Genomic DNA, 14,992 nt, shown 5'->3' with positions numbered 1-14,992 from the left:
TATTTATTCAAAGATATATTTAACAAATTTAATTTAGCGCTAGTATAAAGAGCTTTCAGTAACACGTACATTACTTAGTAACGCGCGTCCCTTCTTTTTCACCCATTACTACTGACAATAACGCACCTGATTTATTCATATCAAAAACTTGCAATGGCACATTATGGTCGCGACACAAACAAATAGCAGTCAAATCCATAACACCAAGCTTTTCATCTAACACTTGGTCAAAAGTTAAATGATCGTATTTAACAGCATCATCATATTTACTTGGATCTTTATTATAAACGCCATCAACTTTAGTCGCTTTTAAAATCAAATTAGCTTCAATTTCAATACCGCGTAAACATGCTGCTGTATCTGTTGTGAAAAATGGATTTCCTGTACCCGCAACGAAAACACAAACTTCACCTTGACTCAAATGACGAATCGCATCACGACTTGAATAAGACTCTACCACTGTACCAATTGGTAATGCAGACATAAGACGAGTTCTGATATTACGACGAACTAGAGCATCACGCATAGCTAAGCCATTCATCACAGTTGCAAGCATACCCATTTGATCGCCTGTTACACGACCAACTAGGCCATCTTTTTGCAACTGACTACCACGGTACAAATTACCGCCACCCACAACGATACCCACTTGCACACCCAAACCAACCAAGTGTGCAATTGAAAGTGACATATGATCTAAAACTTGGGCATCAATACCCATATCTTTATTACCTGACAATGCCTCACCAGATAATTTTAATAGAATACGTGAATAACGTGGGCTAATTGTTTCCGCCATGACTTTGCTCCAAAACCTCTTAAACTGAATGCTCTTTAAATATATTTCGATTAAACCGATTTAATTTTAATTAACTTTGCAAATAAATCGTATTCATCTGCATCGGTAATTTCGACTTCCAATATATCGCCCGGTTGAATAGTGCTCTTATCGATATCTTCTACAAACACATTACCGTCAATTTCCGGAGCATCGGCATAAGAACGTGCAACGGCAACAGGATATTCGTCTTCTAAACCATCGACTAATACAGTCATCGTTTGACCAATACGTTTTTGTAATTTGGCAGCAGATATTTGCTGCTGCACTTGCATAAAGCGCTCGTAACGCTCTTGCTTAATTTCTTCTGGCACATGATCGGGTAAATCATTTGCCGTAGCGCCTTCTACTGGTGAATAGGTAAAGCAGCCTACACGATCAAGTTGAGCTTCAACTAACCAATCTAACAAAATCTGGAAGTCTTCTTCAGTTTCGCCTGGAAAACCAACCACAAAAGTAGAACGGATCACAAGATCAGGGCATTTTTCACGCCATAACTTAATTTTTTCTAGTGTATTTTCACTATGTGCCGGACGCTTCATTAACTTAAGAACGCGTGGGCTTGCATGTTGGAAAGGAATATCAAGATATGGCAGGATTTTACCTTGAGCCATTAAATCGATAACTGCATCAACATGTGGATATGGGTATACATAGTGTAGACGCACCCAGATGCCCAATTGGCCTAGTGCTTCACACATGTCGAAGAATTTTGTCTTAACCGGTTGACCATTCCAGAAGTCAAGTTTGTACTTGGTGTCTACGCCATAAGCCGATGTATCTTGAGAAATAACCAAGATTTCTTTAACACCCGCTCTTTTAAGTGCCGCAGCTTCTTCCAATACACTACCAACTGGACGAGAAACCAAGTCGCCACGCATACTTGGGATAATACAGAAGGTACAACGATGGTTACATCCTTCAGATATTTTTAAGTAGGCATAATGCTTTGGTGTTAAGCGAATTCCCTGTTCAGGAACCAAATCAATAAACGGATTATGTTTAGGTGGTGCTTGTACATATTCATGTACAGCTTCCATCACATCTTGATAAGCTGCCGCACCAGTAACCTTTAAAACGTTCGGATGCATTTGACGAATTTTATCTTCGTCTTTACCTAAGCATCCTGTAACGATTACTCGACCATTTTCACTCATGGCCTCGCCAATTGCATCTAGCGACTCTTGTACCGCAGATTCAATAAAACCACAGGTATTAACAACTACTAAATCAGCACCATCATAATCTGATGCAACTTGATAACCTTCAGTCTTTAACTGAGTTAAAATTCGTTCAGAATCTACCAATGCCTTAGGACAACCTAAAGAAACAAAACCGACTTTGGGGGTCTTCATGAATCTGCGCTCCACTTGAATGCGCGTATTGTATGTCTTTTCTTGTCTCAAGCATAGGTGGAAAGCCTACTCTTTGTGTAATGCACCAAAATACAACCAACATTTGCACCAAAACTCATCTTTGCACCAATTTAGATCATGTTATTATCCAGACTAAAGCTATTTGTTTTGATCAAAAGATATAAAGAACGATTTCAGCGCGTTTTTAAGTAACTTAAAACTTTAAAATAACCCATAAACAAAGTTGGCGTATATTTTGCATCGTTCATGTTCTATAACGGTGAAAATCCGATAACCAATGAAGATGCCATTGCGCTATTTTAAGACAGGAACGATTCGCTAATGGATCAACACAACCCTATCGACTATCGCCTATTGGTAGACAATTTAACTACTGCGATTTTATTAATCGATAGTAACTTGAATATTTTTTACTTAAATTCAGCCTGTGAAGCACTATTTGACATTAGTTTGCTCCGTGCTTCAGGACAGCCTGTTTTAAATTTACTTCATGCACCAGATGATACTTTTAATACACATGAAGCTTTATTGAACACCATAAAAACCGGACAACCTTACACGCGTCGAGAAGCTGTCATTAATGTTAACTTCAAAGATCTACATGTGGATTACACAGTTTCTCAATTAAATGCCGGTAAAAGTTATCATCCATTATTGTTGATTGAGCTCAACCCAATTGACCGTATGTTAAAGATTTCAAAAGAAGAAAATCTGGTACAACAACATCAGGTCGCTAGGCAGCTTGTGCGTGGCGTTGCGCATGAAATTAAAAACCCACTTGCAGGTATTCGGGGAGCAACTCAGTTACTCGCTCGCAGTTTAAATGATAAGACTTATGCTGAATTCACCGATGTCATCATTAATGAAGTAGATCGTTTAACTAACTTGGCTGACACCATGTTGGGTTCTAGACAATTACCAAGCTATGAAAATGTTAACGTACACGAACCTTTAGAACGAGTACGCTCTCTTATTGCGAATCAGACAAAGAAAAAAATTAAAATTATACGTGACTATGATTTGTCTTTACCTGATGTGAATGCCGATCGTGATCAGTTAATCCAAGTCATGCTCAACATTAGTGTAAATGCAATTCAGGCCATAACAGAGAATAAAGCATTCTTTATAGATCACGAACCAGAGCTAATTCTACGTACTCGCATACAACGACTTGTCACAATTAATGGTGTGCTGAATCGATCTACCGTGCGGGTTGATATTGAAGACAATGGGCCAGGTATACCTGAGAGTATTTTAGAGTCCGTATTTTACCCATTGGTTACTGGACGAGCAAAAGGTACTGGGCTTGGCCTGAGTATTGCACAGAATATTATGCATCAACATAACGGAATGATTGAATGCCAATCTGTTCCTGGAAAAACTATTTTTAGCTTATATTTACCTTGGGAGTCAGACCGTGTCGCGAAATAAAATATGGGTTATTGATGATGATCGCGCCATGCGATGGGTATTGGAAAAGACTTTTAAAGAAGAAGGCTTTGACGTTACCAATTTTGAAGAAGCTCAAACTGCGCTTGAACGTTTGCATCATGATGCTCCCGATGTCATCTTAACTGACATTCGAATGCCTGGAATTGATGGTTTAACTTTTTTATCTAAAGTTAAAAACACTCATCCGGATTTACCTGTCATTATTATGACAGCACATTCTGACTTAGAGTCTGCGGTATCAAGTTATCAAACAGGTGCATTTGAGTATTTACCAAAACCTTTTGATATTGATGAAGCTTTAGCTTTAGTCAATCGTGCAATTCTGCATATCAACAAACTACAACAACAAGAAGCTACAAAAACAGCTTCACCACTTCAATCAACAGAAATTATTGGTGAATCTCCAGCAATGCAGGAGGTTTTCCGCGCTATTGGTCGTTTATCTCAATCTCATATTACTGTTTTAATTAATGGTGAATCTGGCACAGGTAAAGAATTAGTTGCGCATGCTTTACACAAGCACTCACCACGCCGTGCGAAACCTTTTATTGCCTTAAATATGGCTGCAATTCCAAAAGACTTGATTGAAACCGAGTTATTTGGTCATGAAAAAGGTGCATTTACAGGTGCAAACACTCAACATCAAGGCCGCTTTGAGCAAGCAAATGGTGGAACACTATTCCTTGATGAAATTGGCGACATGCCATTTGAAACACAGACTAGACTACTTCGTGTGCTCGCCGACGGTGAATTTTATCGTGTAGGTGGACATATTCCAGTTAAAGTTGATGTTCGAATTGTGGCAGCAACACATCAGGACTTAGAAAAACTGGTGAATGAAGGCCGATTCCGTGAAGACTTATATCACCGTTTAAATGTAATTCGCATTCATATTCCTAAACTTGCTCATCGTAGCGAAGATATACCAATGCTGGCTCAGCATTTTCTTGCACGTGCCGGTAAAGAACTTGGCGTGAGTCCAAAAATCTTACGTACTGAAACAACGGACTATATGCAACAGTTACCGTGGCCCGGTAATGTTCGACAACTTGAAAACACGTGCCGCTGGTTAACTGTGATGATCACTGGACGTGAAGTTTATCCAGAAGATTTACCTTCTGAACTTAAACAAGTTCCATTACAAAAGAATAGTGACTCTGGGCAACCTGCCCCTTCATTTGAACGCATTTCTTTACACCATTGGGATGAGTTACTAAATCAATGGGCAATTCAAAAGCTTAAGAATGGTGAAATGAAGATTTTGGATATTGCTACGCCAATGTTTGAACGCACCTTAATTAACGCTGCTTTACAACAAACACGTGGACGCAAACGCCATGCAGCAGAATTACTGGGTTGGGGCCGTAACACCTTAACTCGCAAGTTAAAAGAACTTGGAATGGATTCTGCTGACGATGATGAAGAAGATGAACATAAGGTTAGTCAAACCGAAGCCTAAAAAGCTTAGCATCTAAAATAAAAGCGGCTAAGAAATTCTTAGCCGCTTTATTTTGATTAGATTTTTTATTCAATTTTAAATTGAACATCAGGTTACATCATTAAATCATTTCAAAATTCACTCTAAGCTTATATTTTCTATTCTTTTATTTTTTAAAATATCTATTTACTGTTCAGCAGATGATCTAAAAAAATAGCGATGACCATCCTTAAAGATAGTTTTGCTATACTAAATAAGTAAAGTTAACTGTTGTTATAAAATTTTATGCATGATTCCGTCCTTGACCCACATCATTCAGTATGTGAAAAACCACAAACACGCAGAGGTATAGAACGTCGCCTAGCTCTATTGCTAAGTGCAACCGAGCTGTTTTTGGATAAAGGATATGATGCTGTTTCTCTTGATGACATTGTTAACCATGCAGGAGGTTCAAAAACTTCTATCTATAAATATTTTGGTAATAAAGAAGGACTTTTTACTGCTATTTGCGACTATAAACGTGAAATGTTTTTTAAAGACGTTTGCATTCCATTTCAACCAGAGAAAACTACTTTAAGAGAATACTTAATTCAAACGCTCAATCGTGTTTATGTTCACATCATTCAACCCGAGCATGTTGCATTTTTACGACTAATTATCGAACAGACCGAGTGTAATACGGTCCTCATACAATATCTATATGACAAATGGGTACATAATTTACAGAATACACTTACCCAAGCATTAGAATTTTCAGACAAATCAGGCGAAATTACATGCCCTTCTCCTTATTATTCTTCACTCATGTATTTTGGGATTTTACGCGATATTGAATGGCGCATGATTATGGGTATGCCAGCCCTACCAGATGAGCAGGAAGCCACTGATTATATTGAATATTGCGTAGATATTTTCTTAAAGGGCCATCATAAAGTCTAATTCTTTTGCATTTTAAAATGCTTATAGTATAGTAGACTTCTTTTTTCCCTCCTCCACCCAGCCAACAACAGATAATTGTTGTATTTCATAACGATTATTATGGAGTAGCTACATGGCTCTAAGACATTTCCTGACTTTACGTGATCTATCCACTCTAGAACTTAATCGCATTTTAGAACGCGCAAGCGAACTTAAAAAAATGCAGCATGACAATAAGGTATATCAACCTTTTGTTGGTAAAGTATTGGGAATGATTTTTGAGAAATCAAGCACGCGTACACGTATCTCTTTTGAAGCAGGCATTAACCAATTTGGTGGTAGCGCGATTTTCCTATCACCTCGCGACACACAATTAGGCCGCGGCGAACCGATCGAAGACTCAGCACGTGTAATTTCTAGTATGCTTGATATTGTGATGATTCGTACTTTCGGTCATGACATTGTTGAACGTTTTGCATCATATTCAAAAGTTCCTGTGATTAACGGTTTGACAGATGACCATCATCCTTGCCAGTTACTTGCAGATTTACAGACTTATAATGAACACCGCGGTAGCATTAAAGGTAAAACCGTTGCTTGGATTGGTGATGGCAATAATATGTGTAACTCATATATTGAAGCTGCACACATGATGGGCTTTAAACTTAAAATTGCATCACCGAAAGGATATGAGCCTAAACCTGAATTCTTAGCAGAGTTTGGTCATTGTGTGGAAGTTTTTGACAACGCAGAAGATGCTGCTGTAAATGCTGACCTCATTGTGACAGATGTATGGGCAAGCATGGGACAAGAAGAAGAACAGAAGCTTCGTGAAAGAGCTTTTGCAGCTTTTCAAGTCAATGAAAAATTAATGGGACTTGCTCATCCTGAATGTTTATTCATGCACTGCTTACCTGCTCATCGTGGCGAAGAAATTTCTGAAACTATGCTTGATCATAAAAATGCAGTGGTTTGGGATGAAGCAGAAAATCGTCTTCATGCTCAAAAAGCTTTAGTAGAATTTTTATTGAATGAAAATCTAAAATCATAATTATTTAGACAAAAAAACAGCATCTTTATGATGCTGTTTTTTTATTTTATAAAACTTGTACTTTTCCAGTTAATTATTTTTAAAGTTTTGATAACGTTGTCGAATATATAAGCAGGCTGTATTTCAACTATTCCCTAGAATCGTGTATAACATTCTACACAATAAGCTAAGCCTACTCTCGTAGAGTGCGATCATGACTACCCTTGAACAATCATTATCTCAAATTCCCGCATTTTCAATTATTCATGAGCATTTATTTAGTTCAGCACAGCCTTCTGCTGAACAACTGAAACTAATTAAAGAATATGGTTGTAGTACCGTCATTAATCTCGCTTTAAGTAATGCACCAAATCATATTGAAAATGAAGATCGTATTTGTTTAGACCTCGGTTTAAATTACATCCATATTCCAATTGACTGGGAAACTCCATCGGCTGAGCAATGTTTATTGGTACTCGATCTTATTGATCATTTAGTCCAGAATGAAATTGTCTGGATTCACTGTTCTAAAAACGATCGCTCTAGCTGCCTGATGTATGTCTATAGACAGTTTTATATGAATATGGATATGCCTACTTCTCAAGATTTACTTCATGAAATTTGGGAACCCAATGAAACTTGGACAGGGCTTATTCATAGTATTACCTTACAGCTACAAGGCCGTAAGGCAACTCTTGAGCTTCAGCAGTCTTTGCAACAAGCCGATCACTTAGTGTGATGAGAGACTAAAACAGTTGCTGTAGCTAAAATCCCTTCTTGACGACCGGTAAACCCAAGTTTTTCGGTTGTCGTTGCTTTAATACTGATTTGATTAACATCTACATTTAAAACATCAGCAATACTTTGACGCATTTCCAAATTATGTTTAGCTAATTTTGGACGCTCACAAGCCACTGTAATATCCGCATTATTTAACTGATAACCGCGATCTAAGATTAACTGGTAAACATGCTTTAATAGTACTCGGCTGTCCGCACCTTTAAATTCTGGGTCAGTGTCAGGAAAATGTTGCCCTATATCTCCAAGTGCCAAAGTACCTAACAAAGCATCACACAAAGCATGGAGTACAACATCGCCATCAGAGTGCGCTTTCAAGCCATGCGTATGTGGAATTTGAATGCCAGCCAATGTAACAAAGTTCCCTTCTTCAAAGGCATGCACATCCATTCCTTGTCCAATGCGAATTTGAGCAACCATATAACTATTACCTTCCATAAAAACTTAAGAAATCTTGTATTCAGCCTTTCTGTTTCGCTATAGTACACCTAGCAAAGTAGACTGAAAGTATAAGCGATCATGCTGTCTAATACTGATATGAATCAATTGAAAAGATTAAGTTTTGCCGTGACACTGAGTTGTTTATGTTCATCTCATGTTTTTGCAGAACCAATAGACTGTTCCAATCGTGGAGCTGAGCTTAAAATCTGTTCAAAAACATTTAGTGAATCGAGAAAGCAACTCAATAATAAATATCTTTCTGCATATTTAGTTACTGATGCTCCCTTACAGCTTTTGCAGGATACACAAAAGTTGTGGTCTAAACATACTCAGCAATGCAAGAGTAATTCATGCTTTCAACAACAGTTTGATTTACGAACTGACGACCTAAATTTTTATGCATCGCTTAAGCAAACGCTTACCCAACATTATCTTAAGTTTGAAAATGGACGTCTAGCAGCACAACCTGTTCATATTCAGGTCCATCAGCTCGCGAAAGATAAAATCAAGATTGAAGGAATAGCATACCGTAATCCAAATAATCGTAAAGAAACTCAAACGATTTCTTTGATGGCCTATAGTTCACCTGAACAAAAAAATGAAATTTTAGATAATGAGCATAACTGCAAATATCAGTTTAATTTCCAAAAAGCTTTACTAAATGTAAAAACCCAACAAAAAGGCTGTGAGCGTTTTAGCGGAATCTACCGATTATATGATTAGTGCTTTAAGTAAAAAGCCAGTGTTTGCACACTGGCTTTTTACTTTTTAGATCGGATATTTTTGAGCAATATCCTGACCCACTAAAACCGCGGTTGCCGCAGACAAAGTCCACCCTAAATGCCCATGCCCTGTATTGTAAAAAATACGAGGCTGTCTAGATTGCTTCACCACAGGTAGCATATTAGGCATCATCGGTCTTAACCCAGCCCAAGGTACCACATGCTCAGTTGAAATATCAAAGTTACGGTTTACCCAATTTACCAAAGGTTGAATACGATCAGCTCGTATATCGCGGTTGTAACCATTAAATTCAGCAGTTCCCGCCACGCGCAACCGATCTTTACCTAAACGAGAAGTCACAATTTTAGCGCTCTCATCTAGTAAACTAACCCACGGCGCATTCTTTACACTTTGCTCATCTTTTAATTGCACGGTAATTGAATAACCTTTTACTGGGTAGACATTTACTCGCTCTCCAATCATATCGGCGAGTTGATAACTTCCTACACCACCGCAAACTACAAGCACATCACCTTCGATTTGGATGCTATCGGATCCAACAAGATAAGGATGCTCTGCACTTGGCTGACAACTTACGATCACTTTGTCTGGATGACACTTAATATCTGTAACTTCCAGCCCAAATTTATACTCAACACCGTATTGTTTAGTCTTTTCAGCCAAAGAGGTTGAATATTTATGAATATCCCCCGTTGCATCACTTGGTGTGTAATAACCACCAAAATATTCACCTGTTAATGATGGTTCTATGGTTTTCATCTCATCAGGTGAAACCGAATAGCGCTCTAATGTACCTTTGTTCAATACATTGTTTACTTGTTTAGCAATCTCGTAGTCAGCCTTACTATGATACATATGGAGAATTCCACGTTTCTCCAAATCAAACTCGAGCTGCTCTTTTTCAGCAACCTCAAACAAACGCTTACGAGCAAGTAATGCCAAACGGACCGTCTCAATCGTGTTTGCTTCATAGTTTTTAATATGGGATAAAAACTCAACTAGCCAGCTATATTTATGCAGACTAAATGAAGGATTCAGCAGTAGCGGTGCGTCTTTTTGTCTCATCCACTTAAAGCCTTTAACTACAGTGGCTTTTTGGTTCCATACTTCGGCATTACAAGCCGATAATTGCCCTCCATTGGCAAATGATGTTTCCATTGCAGGATATAGATGTCGATCAATCACTGTGACTTGATAACCCAGTTGCGATAATTCATAAGCAGAGGTAACCCCTGTGATTCCCGCACCTATCACAATAACATGTGGCATAACAGACTCCTCAGAAATGCAAAACATTTCATCAGTACAGCCCATCTGTCATTGGTACCTGAGAGTTTCGACCCCAACGTTACCTTTTAACGTTTAGATCTTCCCCTTCGGTGAGTTTATAATTTATAAGTTATTATTTTCAATTCTTATAAATCTAAGCTTCTCTCCAGATTTTTTAATTATTACAGTCCTTCTGCCTGAGAGTTTCCGGGCTTGTTGCTCCTTCGGCGGGTTCTTTCGAACCTCTCTCCCGCAATAATTTTGTATTTATATAAGCAATGTATCTGCCACTTTAGAAAAAACGCATTCTTTTCTTGTAAACTTTTGTACCAGCAATTACCAAGTTATAAATCATTAATTTAATTATAAAAATAAAAAAGGTGAATTTTCGTAAATTCACCTTTTGTGTTTAATTAGAATTTTCCATTGAGCACTGGGTCTGAAACTATACCCTTCCATTGCTCACGCAAGGTTGGTAAATAAAATTTCTCACCAATAGTGACCAATTCCGCATCAATCAATGCGTGAACTTCGTGCATAAAAATATAATCAAGTGCAACCAAAGAGAGCTGATGATTTTTTTGTGCTGTTTTCTTACGTTTCGCTTGAGCTTGTTTCACTAACTCATTCGCAAAGTTTTTATCTTTATAAGCCGTAATTGCATTTAAACGGAGTTCAATAACACCCCATCCAGCCAAGAGCTTTTTAAAGACATCAAAATCTTCTGAAGTTGATTCCCATGTTACATTTTCTAAATCATTATCATCAGGTAAAACTGGCAATAACAGGTCACCTGTACTTGGGAAAATCTTTTTAAGATTTAACAGAAACTTAACAGGCTGATCACCGGGATAATCATTAAATTGCACATGTTGTTGGGTATCTGTTAAATAAATAGAGAGCATTCAAAAATCCTTAGCTAAGCTTCTGTTTTCAATTACTTTATCTTCAATCTTGCAAAATAAATGCAAAACAAAAACAATATAAAAACAGGACAAGGTGGGCATTTTAACAATTATGACAGCTTATTCAACGCTAATTCGCCATTAATTAGTGAAACTTATACCCTCTTGATAAAAAGCCCTCCGAAAAGAGCTCTTTGTTGATACAAGTTCAATTCTTGCTACCGCTAAAAACAGAGCAACCACTAGTCATCAAAAGATTTTCTTATGTTTTAGTGATACAGCTAATAAGACTTTTTGAATAAAGTTGTCGGTTCATTTCTAAATTAAATTTGAGAAATGAACTCTTCTGTCGTTTTTAACTTAGCAAAAGCATTACTTAAAATTTGGTTATGATGATCAATTGCTTGCTGAGCATTTAAAGTTACTGAATCAGTTGTTGTATGTGCATCTGAAATTAATATCAATTTATATCCATACTCAGAAGCAGCCCTAACAGTAGTATCAATACAATACTCGGTTTTCATTCCAGTAATGATGATTTCATCAACATCAAGCTTCTCTAACACTTCTTTTAAAACAGTATTTTTAAAGCCACTAGGATACTTTTTTTCAATGACCGTATCTTTATCTAGATTAAGAGCTAACTCTGTGATTAACTGAGTATTCGGTCCACTCGGATCTAATGGGGTGCCTTTCTCACCAACATGCCGAATAAAGATAATTGGTCTATCATTTAAACGGCAATATTCAATAAGACTAAGAATATTTGAAAGTACGAGTTGAGCATTATGTGGCTTAGACTGGCCGTTAAATAGGCCATTTTGCATATCAATAACCAGTAAAGCCGATTTTGAATTGCTATTGAGTTTTTCCATCATTTCTCTCTGTAAAAACCAATAATGAACAGAGAAAAATTAACCCAGCCATTATTGGCTGGGTTTAGTTATCTTATTAAGACACTTTAATAAAAATCACACACAGCCTTCTTTAAAGGTCGTGGTGGTGGTAGTGATTTTATTCAATAAACAGTTCATTTGTTTTAACTGCCCAAAAATTAAAGCTTAAATAACCATACCATAGCTTTTTCAATAAAAATAAAACTTTTTATTGTATGAAATATCTTTTAAGCATACCTAGTTCTTAAAGAAATAATTCATCATAAAAACTAATTTATTTAACTGAAAGTAAGTATTCGTATGCTGTTTTTTCATTACTCTCTAATTTAATGACTGCATCAGTTTCATCATTCAAAGTAAGGTTAAATACCTTCTCACCGTCATAAGAAATTTGATGACCCATACGAAATTCTGAATCCATTGATTCAAGAATAATAAAATTTCCTTCGATATTCGAAGCGATATAGTAAGTGTTGTTCCGATGAACATATCTAATTGTGTACATCAATATTTAAATTCCATCTAAAAAATTATGTTTTTTCTTAATTAATAAAAAAGGCTGCTTCCTCTTTTCACCCAAAAATAAGCCTAACTAAAAAGTTGCTTAAAACTATAATTGGAAAGATGCATACAGTCATTTTCCAATTTGATAACACCTAAACTCCATCAATATAAATCGAATTAAAAATAAAATAATTCAAATATTTAAAACCAAAAAACATATAAATTTATGCTAGTTAAAAAAACCTACCCCTTCTTTTGATTTCTAACACCAATCAGTCAGCGCTAAACTTATATACAGATATTACAGAAATACTTAATAATAAAAAACCCCGCCATTAGTCGATAGTTAGTCGGGTTTCTTGTACTGTCATATGTCTAACAAAATTAACTCTCGAATGGAGTTCACTACTATTTAAATTAATCTTTACACTTAACTTTCAAAACAGCTGCTTTGGTATTCACTGGAATAAGCATTCCTGAATTATAAACAGTATGATGATTTACGATTTTGTTATTGCTATCCAACTCATCAAAACCCTTATCTTTACATATTTCTTCTGCTTTACTGATTAACTTTGCCCTCAAGGCTTCTCTTGAACCAAATGCATTACTTTGAGCATGAAGTTGAAACCCCAGGATTCACCTCAGCTACAGTAGGTGGAAACATTTGTAAACAACCCGGCAAGGTACAAGCTATTACTGCTAAAACAGTTATTGATTTAATCTTTTTCATTTATTTGAACTTAAAATAAAATAACGTAGCAAAAATAAAGTCTAGATATGACATTTATATTTCAAGGTATAAAAAAAGCCTACTTTTTCAAGCAGGCCTTCCCCTTATGATTTTTTGCGCTGATCATTCAGGACTTTTGTTGTACTTAGCAACTCGCGGATATTACAGAAGTATTTAAGAATAAAAAAGCCCATTAGGAGAGATTATTTACTATTTGGTGAAACCATTTTTTCAGGTTTAACCACTTCATCAAATTGCTCTGCTGTAACTAAACCAAGCTCAACAGCAACCTGCTTCAAAGTTTTATTTTCCTTATAGGCAGTCTTGGCAACTTTTGCAGAATTTTCATAACCAATCACTGGGTTTAAAGCAGTGACTAACATAAGAGAGTTATGTAAGAAGTGATCAATTTTATCCTGATTAGGTTCAATTCCTACCGCACAGTGATCATTAAAACTATTACAAGCATCACCCAGCAATTGAATAGACTGCAATAAGTTATAAGCAATCACAGGCATAAATACGTTTAATTCAAAGTTACCTGAAGCACCAGCCACATTAATGGTCGTATCATTTCCAAGCACTTGCGCAACAACCATAGTCATTGCTTCACTTTGTGTTGGGTTTACTTTACCTGGCATAATGCTTGAGCCAGGTTCATTTTCTGGGATACGGATTTCACCGAAACCACAACGTGGACCACTGGCCAACCAACGAATATCATTCGCAATTTTATTTAAACTAACTGCAAGCGTTTTTAATGCACCAGAAGCAAAAACAGCAGCGTCACGCCCTGCAAGCGCTTCAAATTTGTTTGGAGCAGTCACAAATGGTAAACCTGTAAGCAAAGCAAGTTGAGCAGCTGCTTTCACTGCATAGTCAGGATGTGCATTTAACCCTGTACCTACCGCAGTACCACCCAATGGTAATTCATATAAACCTGTCAATGCCTGTTGCAAACGAACTAATCCATGCTCAAGCTGAGACACATAGCCACTAAATTCTTGACCTAGTGTTAATGGAGTTGCATCTTGTAAATGGGTACGACCAATTTTAACAATAGACTGAAACTCATCTGATTTTTTTTGCAAAGTCGCTTTAAGCTGTTCTACTGCAGGAATAAGCAATTCATTAATTTGCAAACTTGCTGCTACGTGAATAGCGGTTGGAAATGAATCGTTCGTTGATTGAGCACGGTTGACATGATCATTTGGATGTACAGGTTTTTGCGCACCCAACACTTGGCCTAATTTTTGGTTGGCAATATTGGCAATCACTTCATTGCAGTTCATGTTACTTTGCGTACCTGAACCCGTCTGCCAGACCACTAAAGGAAACTGTGAATCCCATTTACCATCAATGACTTCTTCAGCCGCAACCACAATATATTGGCTCAAATCTTGCGGTAACTGTTCAAGTTCAGCATTAGTTATTGCAGCAGCCTTTTTCACCAGCCCCATTGCTCGAATCATGGCACGGGGTAATCGTTCTTGCCCGATTTTAAAGTTCTGTAAGCTGCGTTGAGTCTGTGCCCCCCACAATGCTTCATTTGGAACTTCAATCTCACCCATAGTGTCATGTTCAATTCGTGTTTGCATAGAAACCTCAGTTGTCTGGTTAAAGAACTTACGGGCTGAAGCAATTATTTGC

14 protein-coding genes, 1 pseudogene and 1 riboswitch are annotated in these 14,992 nt (G+C 37.1%); of the genes and pseudogenes, 6 read left to right on the top strand and 9 right to left on the bottom strand.

What is annotated here, in order from left to right; all coding sequences use genetic code 11:
* Positions 1 to 70 precede the first annotated feature (70 nt).
* On the bottom strand, positions 71 to 799 hold the full coding sequence (pyrH, locus tag K6I41_RS07460; RefSeq protein ID WP_004791851.1) for a UMP kinase: 729 nt from the start codon (positions 797 to 799) through the stop codon (positions 71 to 73).
* Positions 800 to 849: 50 nt separating this feature from the next.
* The gene (gene rimO, locus K6I41_RS07455; protein WP_250375527.1) at positions 850 to 2,193 is read right to left on the bottom strand and encodes a 30S ribosomal protein S12 methylthiotransferase RimO; all 1,344 of its coding nucleotides are present in this window, start codon (positions 2,191 to 2,193) and stop codon (positions 850 to 852) included.
* Positions 2,194 to 2,535: 342 nt separating this feature from the next.
* On the opposite strand from rimO, the gene glnL reads away from it, so the two are divergent.
* From glnL to K6I41_RS07425, 5 genes are all read left to right on the top strand, one after another.
* Positions 2,536 to 3,645, top strand: a complete 1,110-nt coding sequence (gene glnL, locus K6I41_RS07445) for a nitrogen regulation protein NR(II) (RefSeq protein WP_004791847.1) — start codon at positions 2,536 to 2,538, stop codon at positions 3,643 to 3,645.
* On the top strand, positions 3,632 to 5,125 hold the full coding sequence (gene glnG / locus K6I41_RS07440; protein ID WP_004791845.1) for a nitrogen regulation protein NR(I): 1,494 nt from the start codon (positions 3,632 to 3,634) through the stop codon (positions 5,123 to 5,125). The genes glnL and glnG overlap by 14 nt, the downstream gene beginning before the upstream one ends.
* 264 nt (positions 5,126 to 5,389) lie before the next feature.
* A complete protein-coding gene (locus tag K6I41_RS07435; protein ID WP_005306281.1) occupies positions 5,390 to 6,043 on the top strand; it encodes a TetR/AcrR family transcriptional regulator in 654 nt (217 codons plus the stop codon).
* A gap of 112 nt (positions 6,044 to 6,155) precedes the next feature.
* On the top strand, positions 6,156 to 7,073 hold the full coding sequence (gene argF, locus K6I41_RS07430; RefSeq protein WP_005306284.1) for an ornithine carbamoyltransferase: 918 nt from the start codon (positions 6,156 to 6,158) through the stop codon (positions 7,071 to 7,073).
* A gap of 193 nt (positions 7,074 to 7,266) precedes the next feature.
* On the top strand, positions 7,267 to 7,791 hold the full coding sequence (locus K6I41_RS07425) for a protein tyrosine phosphatase family protein (protein WP_004791839.1): 525 nt from the start codon (positions 7,267 to 7,269) through the stop codon (positions 7,789 to 7,791).
* Here the strand turns inward: K6I41_RS07425 and ispF are convergent.
* Entirely contained in the window at positions 7,779 to 8,270 is a 492-nt protein-coding gene (gene ispF / locus K6I41_RS07420; protein ID WP_004791837.1) for a 2-C-methyl-D-erythritol 2,4-cyclodiphosphate synthase, read from the bottom strand. The genes K6I41_RS07425 and ispF overlap by 13 nt on opposite strands.
* Positions 8,271 to 8,369: 99 nt before the next feature.
* Between ispF and K6I41_RS07415 the strand changes: the two genes are divergently transcribed.
* A complete protein-coding gene (locus tag K6I41_RS07415) occupies positions 8,370 to 9,014 on the top strand; it encodes an A1S_1983 family putative colistin resistance protein (protein ID WP_013197483.1) in 645 nt (214 codons plus the stop codon).
* Positions 9,015 to 9,059: 45 nt separating this feature from the next.
* Here the strand turns inward: K6I41_RS07415 and K6I41_RS07410 are convergent, their stop codons facing one another.
* The 6 genes and pseudogenes from K6I41_RS07410 to fumC all read right to left on the bottom strand — a co-directional run bounded on the left by K6I41_RS07410 (position 9,060) and on the right by fumC (position 14,940).
* A complete protein-coding gene (locus tag K6I41_RS07410; protein WP_151989171.1) occupies positions 9,060 to 10,304 on the bottom strand; it encodes a D-amino acid dehydrogenase in 1,245 nt (414 codons plus the stop codon).
* A 175-nt stretch (positions 10,305 to 10,479) separates the two neighbouring features.
* A riboswitch (glycine riboswitch) is annotated at positions 10,480 to 10,567 on the bottom strand.
* Between the two features lie 150 nt (positions 10,568 to 10,717).
* Positions 10,718 to 11,209, bottom strand: coding sequence for a hypothetical protein (locus K6I41_RS07405; protein WP_009390283.1), 492 nt, complete (start codon positions 11,207 to 11,209; stop codon positions 10,718 to 10,720).
* Between the two features lie 323 nt (positions 11,210 to 11,532).
* The gene (locus K6I41_RS07400) at positions 11,533 to 12,084 is read right to left on the bottom strand and encodes a cysteine hydrolase family protein (protein WP_151989172.1); all 552 of its coding nucleotides are present in this window, start codon (positions 12,082 to 12,084) and stop codon (positions 11,533 to 11,535) included.
* A gap of 295 nt (positions 12,085 to 12,379) precedes the next feature.
* Positions 12,380 to 12,610, bottom strand: a complete 231-nt coding sequence (locus tag K6I41_RS07395) for a hypothetical protein (protein ID WP_005306296.1) — start codon at positions 12,608 to 12,610, stop codon at positions 12,380 to 12,382.
* A gap of 416 nt (positions 12,611 to 13,026) precedes the next feature.
* Positions 13,027 to 13,342 (bottom strand): annotated as a pseudogene (locus K6I41_RS19195) (hypothetical protein).
* 203 nt (positions 13,343 to 13,545) lie between these two features.
* Positions 13,546 to 14,940 (bottom strand): class II fumarate hydratase, encoded by a 1,395-nt coding sequence (fumC, locus tag K6I41_RS07390; RefSeq protein ID WP_013197478.1) that lies wholly within the window; start codon positions 14,938 to 14,940, stop codon positions 13,546 to 13,548.
* Between the last annotated feature and the right edge of the window lie 52 nt (positions 14,941 to 14,992).

Origin of the sequence: Acinetobacter sp. AS23 (genome assembly GCF_023612055.1) — a bacterium.
Taxonomy (GTDB): Bacteria; Pseudomonadota; Gammaproteobacteria; order Pseudomonadales; family Moraxellaceae; genus Acinetobacter; species Acinetobacter oleivorans.
This window is presented reverse-complemented; position numbering and strand designations above follow the sequence as displayed.

Bases quoted from the DNA above. Each gene is read 5' to 3' on its own strand.
- K6I41_RS07435 (WP_005306281.1), top strand. From the start codon at position 5,390: ATGCATGATTCCGTCCTTGACCCACATCATTCAGTATGTGAAAAACCA.
- K6I41_RS07425 (WP_004791839.1), top strand. From the start codon at position 7,267: ATGACTACCCTTGAACAATCATTATCTCAAATTCCCGCATTTTCAATT.
- K6I41_RS07405 (WP_009390283.1), bottom strand. From the start codon at position 11,209: ATGCTCTCTATTTATTTAACAGATACCCAACAACATGTGCAATTTAAT.
- glnL (WP_004791847.1), top strand. From the start codon at position 2,536: ATGGATCAACACAACCCTATCGACTATCGCCTATTGGTAGACAATTTA.
- fumC (WP_013197478.1), bottom strand. From the start codon at position 14,940: ATGCAAACACGAATTGAACATGACACTATGGGTGAGATTGAAGTTCCA.
- K6I41_RS07415 (WP_013197483.1), top strand. From the start codon at position 8,370: ATGCTGTCTAATACTGATATGAATCAATTGAAAAGATTAAGTTTTGCC.
- argF (WP_005306284.1), top strand. From the start codon at position 6,156: ATGGCTCTAAGACATTTCCTGACTTTACGTGATCTATCCACTCTAGAA.
- K6I41_RS07395 (WP_005306296.1), bottom strand. From the start codon at position 12,610: ATGTACACAATTAGATATGTTCATCGGAACAACACTTACTATATCGCT.
- K6I41_RS07400 (WP_151989172.1), bottom strand. From the start codon at position 12,084: ATGGAAAAACTCAATAGCAATTCAAAATCGGCTTTACTGGTTATTGAT.
- rimO (WP_250375527.1), bottom strand. From the start codon at position 2,193: ATGAAGACCCCCAAAGTCGGTTTTGTTTCTTTAGGTTGTCCTAAGGCA.
- pyrH (WP_004791851.1), bottom strand. From the start codon at position 799: ATGGCGGAAACAATTAGCCCACGTTATTCACGTATTCTATTAAAATTA.
- ispF (WP_004791837.1), bottom strand. From the start codon at position 8,270: ATGGTTGCTCAAATTCGCATTGGACAAGGAATGGATGTGCATGCCTTT.
- K6I41_RS07410 (WP_151989171.1), bottom strand. From the start codon at position 10,304: ATGCCACATGTTATTGTGATAGGTGCGGGAATCACAGGGGTTACCTCT.